Genomic DNA, 10590 nt, shown 5'->3' on the forward strand with positions numbered 1-10590 from the left:
TTGATGACGCGATTGAGATGCACGTAGAGCATGTTGAGGCCCGGCGACGTGCCCCAATGGCCGAGCAGGCGCGGCTTGATGTGCTCGCGCTTCAGCGGTTCGCGCAGAAGCGGATTGTCGAGCAGATAGATCTGCCCGACCGACAGATAGTTCGAAGCGCGCCAATAGGCGTCCATCAGGCGGAGTTCGTCGGCCGACAACGGTGCTGCTGATTTTCCGGATGCCGTCTCTTTCATCGATGCTGTTTCAGGCGAAACCATCTGAGCCTCCCGGTCAAAAGGACCTATGCTGAAATTCCCTCCAGCTTGCCGTCGCGCAAGCCATCGCAGTCTCTCGAATTCGCTACGGTCGTTGCTGTTTTTTCGGCGGGCAGGATGGTGGAACGCTTGAAGTTGGAACGACAGCAGCAGGAATACGCTTGCAGCGCCGCGGACACATGCCGCGGCGGTCTCGACGCATATCTTATTGCGGATAGGGCTCGGCGTAGTGCTCGACCACGCCGCGAACGCCGCGCACGTTCTCAGCGAGGATGCGGGCCGCCTTACGGCAATCGGCGGTATCCACGTTGCCCCAGAGGTGCACGATGCCGTCGGTCACGGCGACCTTTATGTCCAGGCCTTCAAGACCGGTATTTTCGCCGATGCGCACCAGGATACTGCGCCGGATGGCTTCGTCGCCGGCCGCCGTCTCGTCTTGCTTTGCGGACAAGATCGCCTGCAGCAGATCGGCGCGACTGACGATACCGACAACAAGGCCGTTTCTAAGCACCGGTACACGCTTGATGCCGCGCTCCCGCATCAGAGACGCGACGCGCGCGACCGAGGCATCCTCATCGATGGTCACGGGATTGGCCGTCATGGCATCACCGACCCTCCAGGAGGATCGGCGCACATAGGCGCTCGCCCGCTCGTCCGCGGCCCCGGCCGGGTCGGCGACCGGAATGCCGCCGCCAAGCTCGCTCCGGCGAATGAGGTCGCCTTCGCTGATGACGCCCACCAGGGCTCCATCACCGTCGACCACGGGAAGGCCACTGACATGATTGTCGAGCATGATCCGGGCTGCCTGCCTGACGCTGTTGTCAGGGGACAGCTTGACGACCGACGTCGTCATTACATCTTTAACGCGCATGTCGATCCCGCTCCCCAAAGGACTTGGCACCGTCATTTCGCTTCGTAAGGTAGTCCCATCTCGTCGGTTCGACAACTAATGGGTGGAGAAAAGGGAAATGGCGGACAGGGTGGGATTCGAACCCACGGTACGGTTTCCCGTACGCTGGTTTTCAAGACCAGAGCCTTAAACCACTCGGCCACCTGTCCTTGCCTGAAGCACCGCGCGACTGCGTGCCGGGCACGGCGTTATTGCGCGAAGCCTTGGCGCTTTGCAAGAATTAACATGCGTCGCTGCAAGATTTTCTCGACCGCTTTGAAGAGCAGGCGCCGGGCCCGATCACGTTAACCAGCCGTAAACCATAACTCACGAAATGCGGAGCCGGCCTGTGGATGAGTTCGCATTTTTGCCTTGATGATGTCATGAATACACACCTGTTCCGTTTCGGGACGTCGAGATTTCCGCTGGGGGTAAGCGGCAGGTTTCGAGTACGGCTTTATCGATCGATGTTGTGGGACAGATGACCTCCAATAAAAATGCGGCATATCTGGTCAAGGGACTGCGCCTTGCGGCGATCCCGGCACTGTGCGTAACGCTTGCCGCCTGCGGCTCCACGTCGAATGTCAAGAAAACTGCGCGGAGCAAGGAGTACTTTCCTGAATCCGTCTATGGCGTAAAGGCGAGCCCGCGCGTTGCCACCGGCAACAAAATCCCGAAGGGCGGCGGACGCTTTCAGGTCGGCAAGGCCTATCAGGTCAAGGGCAAGTGGTACCAGCCCAAGGAAGACTTCGGCTATAACAAGACGGGTATGGCATCCTGGTACGGCTCCGCCTTCCACGGACGCCTGACCGCCAACGGCGAAGTCTACGACAAGGCGCATCTGTCGGCCGCCCATCCGACGTTTCCGCTGCCGAGCTACGCCCGCGTCACCAACATGGAAAACGGCACCTCGGTCATCGTGCGCGTCAACGATCGCGGCCCCTACGAATACGGCCGCATCATCGACGTTTCCTCGAAAACGGCAGACCTGCTCGACATCAAGCGCAAGGGCAGCGCACAGGTGAAGGTGCAATATGTCGGCCGCGCACCGCTCGAAGGTAACGACATGCCTTACCTCATGGCGTCCTATGTCGAGAAGGGCCAGCGCGGCCCGAGCATCATGCCCGAAGGGCAGATTGCAACCGGCGTGATGGTTGCCTCGAACGAACCGTTCCGCAAGCAAAGCCTCGGCACCATCACCGTGCCGGCCAAGGCGTCGCTCGACGTCAGCGAACCGGTCACCGCGATGGCCGCGCCCGTGCCGCAGTTTGCCCAGCAGCCGGCGTCGTTCAACGAATTCGTCATGCTGCCGGAAATCGGCCCGATCCCGCGCGAGCGGCCGGAGTACATTCCGATGCCCGACGGCAACATGGCCTATGCGGCTGCCTATTACGAAGTTCGCGTCAGCGACGCCGAATCGCCCTTCGAAGCGATCATGGTCGACAAGAAGCAGCTAACGCCGCAAGTCATCGTCGACTACGCCAAGCGCCAGAAAACGAACGGTTCGGCCCGTTAACAGTTCTCGGCGTTGTGCCAAAATGACCACGCTGCTATGCCCGAGGGGAAACCGGAGTTTCCCATGCGCATGAAGATGCTTTCGGCCGCTTTCCTTGGCCTTGCGTTGTTTGCCGGCGCCGCATTCGCGCAAACGCCGGCACCCGCCTTCGACACCAAGGCAAAGCAGATCCTGCTGGTCGATGCAGAAACCGGCACGGTGCTTTTCTCGCGTGCCGAAAACGACCCGATCCCGCCAGCCTCGCTTGCCAAGCTGATGACCATGGAGGTCGTCGCCGAGGCGCTCGGCAAGGGCGAAGTCTCGCCCGAAACCCTCTACGACGTATCGGAGCATGCGTGGCGGACCGGCGGCGCGCCGGCCGGCACCTCGACGATGTTTGCCGCTCTGAAGTCGCGCATCCGGGTCGCCGATCTCCTGCAGGGCGTGGCCGTTCAGCTGGCCAACGACGCCTGCATCATTCTCGCCGAGGGCATGACCGGCAGCGAAGGTGCATTTGCCGAGCGCATGACGGCGCGCGCGCGCGAACTCGGCATGCCGGTCGCGACCTTCCGCAACGCGACCGGGCTGCCCGATCCCGGCAACAAGATCACAATGAGCGAACTGGTGACGCTCGTCCGCCACCTGCACGAAGCGCATCCCGATCTCTACCGGCTCTATTCGCAGCCGGAATTCGAATGGAACAAGATCCTCCAACGCAACAAGAACCCGCTGATCTCCGCCAATATCGGCGTGGACGGCCTGGCAACGGGCTTTGCCGAAGGTTTCGGCTTTTCGCTCGCCGCGTCGCTGCAACGCGGTGACCGCCGCGTTTATCTCGCGATGGGCGGCCTTGAAACCGACAAGGAACGCATCGAGGAGAGCCGCAAGGTTCTCGACTGGGCGATGACCGCCTTCGAGAAGAAGCGGATCTTCGCCGACGGAGAATCGATCGGCGAGGCGGCCGTCTATGGCGGCGACGCGTCTCACGTCGCGTTGGTGGCCGGTGGTCCGGTCGACGTGCTGCTGCCGGTCAACAATCCCGAGCGGCTGACGGCGCGCATCGTCTACAAGTGGCCCTTGCGGGCGCCGGTGACGGCCGGCACGGAAGTCGGCGTCGTCAAGCTGTGGAACGGCGAGAAACTGTTGCGCGAGGTCCCGGTCAAGACGGCCGGCGCGGTGGGGCAGGGAACCCTGACGAGCCGCGCGGTCGACGCCCTGCAGGAACTGCTTTTCTTCTGGCTCTGAGCCGCGCTCACTGGAATGCCTCTCCAAATCGTCACCTGACGGTTTCGCCCGGAGGACCAATCGGCTAAACAGGGCCAAATCGCATGCCGATACGGGAAAGCATGGTGTCGCTGAAAAAAGGTCTATTCGTAACATTCGAAGGCGGGGAAGGTGCCGGCAAGTCGACGCAGCTCCGCCTGCTAGCCGATTCCCTGCGCGCCCGCGGCTACGAGGTACTGACGACGCGCGAGCCGGGTGGTTCTCCCGGCGCCGAGGCGGTGCGTCACGTGCTGCTTTCGGGGGCTGCGGAATCCTTCGGAGTGCGGATGGAGGCGATTCTCTTTGCCGCAGCCCGCAGCGACCATGTCGAGGAGGTCATCCGGCCATCGCTCGACAAGGGCATTATCGTGCTTTGCGACCGCTTCATGGATTCTTCGCGCGTCTACCAGGGCATCACCGGCAATCTCGAACAAAGCTTCGTCGAAAGCCTGGAGCGGGTAGCAATCGACGGTGTCGTGCCGGACCGCACCGTGATCTTCGACCTGCCCGCCAGCGTCGGCCTCGAGCGGGCGCAACGCCGCGCCGGCGACGACAATCCCGATCGTTTCGAAAAGGAACAGCTAGAGACCCACGAGAAGCGGCGCGACGCCTTTCTCGACATTGCCAGACGCGATTCCGAGCGGTGCCGGGTGGTGGATGCGACGCAGCCGGTTGAGGCCATCGCCGCCGAGGTGCTTTCGCTTGTCGAAGCACTTCTGCCGCATGGCGACGGCACGGACACGTCCGCCGAGGAAGCCGTGTCATGAGCGAAAGAGCCGGGGTCCTTGATGGCGCCATTGCGCCCGCTGAGAACAATCGCCTGTTCGGCCATGAGCAGGCGGAAGCCTTCCTGGCGCAGAGCTATCGCTCCGGCAAGGGGCACCACGCGATCCTGATCGAAGGGCCGGAAGGGATCGGCAAGGCGACGCTTGCCTTCCGCTTTGCCCATCACATCCTAAAAAATCCTGAACCGGCCGATGCGCCTGAAACGCTTGCCGACCCGGACCCGACCTCTGCGATCGGCAGGCAGCTTGCCTCCGGCGCCTCACACAATCTCCTGCACCTGGCCCGCCCGATCGATGAAAAGACGGGAAGGGCGAAGGGGGCGATCACCGTCGACGAGGTCCGGCGCGCGGGCAAGTTCTTCAGCCAGACCTCCGGCACGGGCAATTGGCGCATCGTCATCATCGATCCGGCCGACGATCTCAATCGCAATGCGGCCAACGCCATCCTGAAGATCCTCGAGGAACCGCCGCGCCGCTCGCTGTTCCTGGTGCTGACGCATGCACCCGGAAAACTGCTGCCGACGATCCGCTCGCGCTGCCTGCCGCTGCGACTGAAGCCGCTCGACGCAGCACCGCTCGGCCAGGCATTGGCCCATCTCGGTTTCGATCTCGAGGGCGAGAATGCCGGGCGCATCATCGCAGCCGCCAGCGGCAGCGTCGCCGAGGCGCTGAAGCTGATCAACTATGGCGGACTGGAAATCGCGGCAACCTTCGAGGGCATCCTTGCAGGGCAGGGACCGTCTGTCCGGAAAAACATGCACAAGCTCGCCGATGCCCTCGCCGGCAAGGACAGCGAAACGATCTTCGATTTCTTCCAGGCCCTTGCCAGCGATCGCATCATGCGCGAGGCGCGGGAGGCGGCCGTTTCGGGCGATATCATGCGCGCCGAACGCTTCGCCCGACTGTCAGCCTCCGTGACCGAGCGACTGACGGTCAGCGATGCCTATAATCTCGACCGAAAGCAGACCATTCTGTCGCTGCTCGACGATATGAAAGCGGCGCTATAGCGCCGGCTGAAAACGCCATTTTCGCTCGATCGCCGCCTGGAGGTCCAGCTTGTGGTGTTGCGCGAAGAGCAGGACGTGCCCAAGAAGGTCTGCGGTCTCGTCGGCCATCTGTGCCCGGAGGTCGTCCGGCGATTTCCCCTGGGACCGCCCGCGACCGCTCAGCTTGTTCCAGGCCTGGGTCAGTTCCCCCATTTCCTCCTGCATCTTCAAAATGAACCAGTCGGGGTCGCGCTCGATCCCGTGCGCGGCGGCATAGCCGGCCGACGCGGTTTCAAATTGGCTGCCAAGTTGATCCAGCACGACTCACCCCTTCATTTGTTTCCTGTTTGTTCTAAATCTTGCACGCGGGGCGCGCAAGGAGGAGGGCGGTGGCGGCGGCCGCTTCGGCCGGGCTTTTCATGGATCGCATGTTTCTTCCTAACAGCGTATGCGCTAAGAGCGTGCGTAGCTTAATCCGAGATAGATCGAATCCGCCTATGAGAGACACGTCCCCCTTCTACATCACGACAGCGATTTCCTACCCGAACGGCAAGCCGCACATCGGCCATGCCTATGAACTGATCGCGACGGATGCCATGGCGCGCTACCAGCGCCTCGACGGACGTGAGGTTTTCTTCCTGACCGGCACGGACGAGCACGGGCAGAAGATGCAGCAGACGGCGCGCAAGGAAGGCGTGACGCCGCAGGAACTTGCCGACCGCAATTCGGCCGAATTCCAGAAGATGGCCGTGGCCCTGAACGCGTCCAACGACGATTTCATCCGCACGACCGAGCAGCGCCACCATCAGGCGTCGCAGGACATCTGGATCCGCATGGGCGAGGCGGGCGACCTCTACAAGGACTCCTACGCCGGCTGGTATTCGGTGCGCGACGAAGCCTATTATCAGGAGAACGAGACCGAGCTGCGCGCCGACGGCGTGCGCTACGGCCCGCAGGGGACGCCGGTCGAGTGGGTCGAGGAGCAGAGCTACTTCTTCAAGCTGTCCGAATACCAGGACAAGCTGCTGAAGCACTACGAAGAGAATCCGGATTTCATCGGCCCGGCCGAGCGCCGCAACGAAGTGATCTCCTTCGTGAAGTCCGGCCTCAAGGACCTCTCGGTTTCGCGCACCACCTTCGACTGGGGCATCAAGGTGCCGAACGATCCGGCGCATGTCATGTATGTCTGGGTCGACGCGCTGACGAACTACATCACCGCGACCGGTTATCTCGACGATCCCAAGGGCCCGCGCGCCAAGTTCTGGCCAGCGAACATCCATGTGATCGGCAAGGACATTATCCGCTTCCACGCGGTCTATTGGCCGGCGTTCCTGATGTCGGCCGGCCTGCCGCTGCCCAAGCGCGTCTTCGCGCACGGCTTCCTGCTCAACAAGGGCGAGAAGATGTCGAAGTCGCTCGGCAACGTCGTCGACCCGTTCAACCTCGTCGAGCATTTCGGTCTCGACCAGATCCGCTATTTCTTCCTGCGCGAGGTGTCGTTCGGCCAGGACGGCAGCTATAGCGAGGAAGGGATCGCGACCCGCATCAATTCCGACCTTGCCAACGGCATCGGCAACCTGGCGAGCCGCTCGCTGTCGATGATCGTCAAGAACTGCGACGGCCAGGTGCCCGTGTGCGGCCCCCTGACCGACGAAGACAAAGCGATGCTGGCCGCCGCCGACGCGCTGCACGAGATCACGCGCGACGAGATGGGTAAGCAGATGATCCACCGGGCGCTGGCGGCGATCATCGCCGTCGTCTCCGAGACCGACCGCTACTTCGCCGGCCAGGAGCCCTGGGCGCTGAAAAAGACCGATCCAGCGCGCATGGGCACAGTGCTTTACGTGACGGCCGAAGTCGTGCGCCAGATCGCAATCCTGCTTCAGCCGTTCATGCCGGAATCCTCGGCGAAGCTGCTCGACCTGGTGGCTGCACCCGCCGACAAGCGCGACTTCGCAGCGCTCGGCGAGGCCGGACGTCTCGCCTCGGGCACGCCGCTCGAGGCGCCGAAGCCGGTCTTCCCGCGCTATGTGGCACCCGAAGCGCAGTAAGGCATCTTGAGCATGCTGATCGATACCCATTGCCATCTGGACTTCCCCGATTTCGAAGCGGAGCGCGACGCAATCGTCGCGCGGGCGCGCGAGGCCGGTGTCGGGCAGATGATCACGATCTCGACCCGCGTGAAGCGGTTCGAGACGATCCTTGCGATCGCCGAGGCCTATCCGAACGTCTTCTGTTCCGTCGGCACCCATCCGCACAACGCCGACGAGGAGCTTGATATCACCACCGAGGATCTCGTGCGGCTTTCGGCCCATCCGAAGGTGGTGGCGATCGGCGAGGCGGGTCTTGATTACTTCTATGACAATGCGCCGCGCGAGGCCCAGGTCGAGGGCCTGCGTCGTCACATTGCGGCGGCCCGCGAGACCGGCCTGCCGCTCGTCATTCACAGCCGCTCGGCCGATGAGGACATGGCGGCGATCCTGACCGAGGAAACCGGGAAGGGGGCCTTCCCTTTCCTTCTGCACTGCTTCTCTTCCGGTCCGGAGCTCGCCCGTGTCGGCGTGGAGCTCGGCGGCTACGTGTCCTTTTCGGGCATCCTGACTTTCCCGAAATCCGAAGAGCTGCGTGAAATCGCCAAGACCGTGCCGCATGACCGGATGATCGTCGAAACCGACGCGCCGTACCTCGCGCCGAAGCCGTTCCGCGGCAAGCGCAACGAGCCGGCTTACGTTGCCCATACGGCAGCCGTGCTTGCCGAGACGATCGGCGTGACCACTGAGGAGATTGCAAGGATCACCACGGAGAATGCCTTCCGCGTCTTCTCCAAGATGCCGAGGCTCTGACGTGGCGTTCCGGCGCACTTTCACCATCCTCGGCTGCGGCTCGTCACCAGGCGTGCCGCGCATTACCGGGGACTGGGGCGCCTGCAATCCTGACAATCCGAAAAACCGGCGCATGCGCGCGGCCTTGCTCGTCGAGCAAATCGCGCCCGACGGCGGCAAGACGACCGTCGTCATCGACACCGGGCCGGATTTTCGTGCGCAGATGGTCGCAACGGACGTGCGCCACATCGATGCGGTGATCTATACCCATTCCCATGCCGACCATCTGCACGGGATCGACGACTTGCGCGGTTACGTCATCGAAAACCGCAGACGGGTGCCGATCTGGGCCGATGCCTATACGATGGGCCGTATTCGCGAGGGGTTTGGTTATTGCCTGGAATCACCGCCAGGCAGCGGCTATCCACCGATCGTCGAGCCGCACATCATTGCCGATGATCTGTCGCCGGTGGTGATATCAGGCGCCGGCGGGCCGATCGCGTTCCGGCCGCTGATGCAGTTTCACGGCAATATTCATTCTCTGGGCTTCCGCATCGGCGACTTTGCCTATTGCAGCGATGTCAGCGATTTTCCGGCCGAGACCATTGCCAAGCTCGGCGACCTCGATCTGCTGGTGATCGATACGCTGCAGTACAAGTTCCACCCGAGCCATCTGTCGCTGGTGCAATCGCTCGGCTGGATCGAGCGCCTCAAGCCGAAGCGGGCGGTGCTGACACACATGCACGTGCCGCTGGATTACGACACGGTGCAAGGCGAGACGCCTGATCATATCGAACCGGCATACGACCTGATGCGGCTCGAATTCGATGTCGATGATCCTACGCTCGGCGCCTAAATCAGATTAGAATAAATCTCTAATATACTGATTTATTTCGAGAAATATGCCGTCAGGTTGGCGCGAATGCGATCCAGAACCGTCGCACCCGACAGATCCGGAACGAAGCGCTGGCCGGTGATCTTTTCGAAGGCTTCGATATAGACTGCCGAGGTCTGCTCGATGAGATCAAGTGGAATTTCCGGGATCGGATCCTTGTAGGGATCGCAGCGCGCAGTGACCCAGGCACGGACGAAATCCTTGTCGAAACTCCTGGGACGTTCGCCGCGCTCGAAGCTTTCCTGGTAGCTGTCGGCGATCCAGTAGCGGCTGCTGTCGGGTGTGTGGATCTCGTCGGCGAGAATGATCGTGCCGTTTTCGTCGGTTCCAAACTCGTATTTGGTGTCGACGAGGATCAGGCCGCGTTCGGCGGCGCGCTCTTGACCGCGGGCAAACAGCGCAAGCGCATATTGCCAGACGGTATCGAGCTGTTCCTTCGTCAGCAGTCCTTGCTCGAGGATCGCTTCGACCGAAAGCGGCTCGTCATGGCCGCCGTCGAAAGCCTTGCTGGTGGGCGTGATAATTGCCTGGGGAAGCTTCTCATTGTCGCGCATTCCGTCCGGCAGGGTGATGCCGTACATCTCGCGCTCGCCGTTGCGGTATTTCGTCAGGATCGAGGTGCTGGTCGTTCCGGCGAGATAACCGCGCACGACGACCTCGACCGGCAGGATGTCGAGCCGCTTGCCGATGACGACATTGGGGTCCGGATAGCTGACCACATGGTTCGGGCAGATGTCGGCGGTTTCCTCGAACCAGTAGCGCGCCGTCTGCGTCAGCACGTGACCCTTGTTCGGGATCGACGTCAGGATGACGTCGAAGGCGCTGAGGCGGTCCGTCGCGATGATGATGCGGTGGCCATCGGGCAGGTCGTAGTTTTCGCGAACTTTGCCTTTGTAGCGGTTTGGCAGTTCCGGAATGAAAGCATCTGAAAGAACGCGCAATTCGCTCATCACATCTGGCCTTGAAAATGAGGTGTTTGGTTCGGGAACGCTAAGCAGGCTGGAAAGGCCGGGTCAAGCTCGCCAAGGCAACGTTCAGCCGCAATCCATGCTTTCCGGCATATACATTAGTTCCATAATCTATCTTATGTGATCTTTGCATGTAGCCGCAAAGTTAAAGTGTCCTGATCCTGCAAAGTTGGAATGTCACTCTCCCCGGGTTTTGATGACCTGGGAGATTGCGGATGGGATTGATTGCG

At 61.9% G+C, this 10590-nt stretch carries 11 protein-coding genes and 1 tRNA gene; 7 read left to right on the forward strand and 5 right to left on the reverse strand.

Going from position 1 to position 10590, the window contains the following annotated elements:
• The 3 genes from ASD01_RS25230 to ASD01_RS25240 all read right to left on the reverse strand — a co-directional run.
• On the reverse strand, nucleotides 1-260 hold a 260-nt coding region (locus ASD01_RS25230), incomplete at its 3' end, for a phosphoketolase family protein (protein WP_458574507.1).
• 202 nt (nucleotides 261-462) lie between these two features.
• A complete protein-coding gene (locus tag ASD01_RS25235) occupies nucleotides 463-1128 on the reverse strand; it encodes a CBS domain-containing protein (RefSeq protein ID WP_034803496.1) in 666 nt (221 codons plus the stop codon).
• A 98-nt stretch (nucleotides 1129-1226) separates the two neighbouring features.
• Nucleotides 1227-1316: transfer RNA gene (locus ASD01_RS25240), tRNA-Ser, on the reverse strand.
• Nucleotides 1317-1627: 311 nt separating this feature from the next.
• On the opposite strand from ASD01_RS25240, the gene ASD01_RS25245 reads away from it, so the two are divergent.
• The 4 genes from ASD01_RS25245 to ASD01_RS25260 all read left to right on the forward strand — a co-directional run bounded on the left by ASD01_RS25245 (nucleotide 1628) and on the right by ASD01_RS25260 (nucleotide 5696).
• Entirely contained in the window at nucleotides 1628-2662 is a 1035-nt protein-coding gene (locus tag ASD01_RS25245) for a septal ring lytic transglycosylase RlpA family protein (RefSeq protein ID WP_034803494.1), read from the forward strand.
• A gap of 63 nt (nucleotides 2663-2725) precedes the next feature.
• Entirely contained in the window at nucleotides 2726-3886 is a 1161-nt protein-coding gene (locus tag ASD01_RS25250; protein WP_034803492.1) for a D-alanyl-D-alanine carboxypeptidase family protein, read from the forward strand.
• 83 nt (nucleotides 3887-3969) lie between these two features.
• Nucleotides 3970-4671 (forward strand): dTMP kinase, encoded by a 702-nt coding sequence (gene tmk, locus ASD01_RS25255; protein WP_034803490.1) that lies wholly within the window; start codon nucleotides 3970-3972, stop codon nucleotides 4669-4671.
• Nucleotides 4668-5696: a DNA polymerase III subunit delta' gene (locus ASD01_RS25260; RefSeq protein WP_034803488.1), complete on the forward strand. Its 1029-nt coding sequence runs from the start codon at nucleotides 4668-4670 to the stop codon at nucleotides 5694-5696. Before tmk ends, ASD01_RS25260 begins: the two co-directional genes overlap by 4 nt.
• On the opposite strand, the gene ASD01_RS25265 is transcribed toward ASD01_RS25260, so the two are convergent.
• On the reverse strand, nucleotides 5691-5996 hold the full coding sequence (locus ASD01_RS25265; RefSeq protein ID WP_034803487.1) for a nucleoside triphosphate pyrophosphohydrolase family protein: 306 nt from the start codon (nucleotides 5994-5996) through the stop codon (nucleotides 5691-5693). The two genes, ASD01_RS25260 and ASD01_RS25265, sit on opposite strands and share 6 nt — an antisense overlap.
• 176 nt (nucleotides 5997-6172) lie before the next feature.
• On the opposite strand from ASD01_RS25265, the gene metG reads away from it, so the two are divergent.
• From metG to ASD01_RS25280, 3 genes are read left to right on the forward strand one after another with little or no spacing between them, the layout of a single operon-like run.
• A complete protein-coding gene (gene metG, locus ASD01_RS25270; protein ID WP_034803485.1) occupies nucleotides 6173-7726 on the forward strand; it encodes a methionine--tRNA ligase in 1554 nt (517 codons plus the stop codon).
• A gap of 12 nt (nucleotides 7727-7738) precedes the next feature.
• Nucleotides 7739-8518 (forward strand): TatD family hydrolase, encoded by a 780-nt coding sequence (locus tag ASD01_RS25275; RefSeq protein WP_034803483.1) that lies wholly within the window; start codon nucleotides 7739-7741, stop codon nucleotides 8516-8518.
• Nucleotide 8519: 1 nt separating this feature from the next.
• On the forward strand, nucleotides 8520-9353 hold the full coding sequence (locus ASD01_RS25280) for an MBL fold metallo-hydrolase (protein WP_034803481.1): 834 nt from the start codon (nucleotides 8520-8522) through the stop codon (nucleotides 9351-9353).
• 32 nt (nucleotides 9354-9385) lie between these two features.
• On the opposite strand, the gene ASD01_RS25285 is transcribed toward ASD01_RS25280, so the two are convergent.
• Complete coding sequence (locus ASD01_RS25285) at nucleotides 9386-10342, reverse strand: phosphoribosylaminoimidazolesuccinocarboxamide synthase (protein ID WP_177235797.1); 957 nt, start codon at nucleotides 10340-10342, stop codon at nucleotides 9386-9388.
• Nucleotides 10343-10590 lie beyond the last annotated feature (248 nt).

Source organism: Ensifer sp. Root423, from assembly GCF_001426275.1.
Classification (GTDB): Bacteria; Pseudomonadota; Alphaproteobacteria; order Rhizobiales; family Rhizobiaceae; genus Ensifer; species Ensifer adhaerens.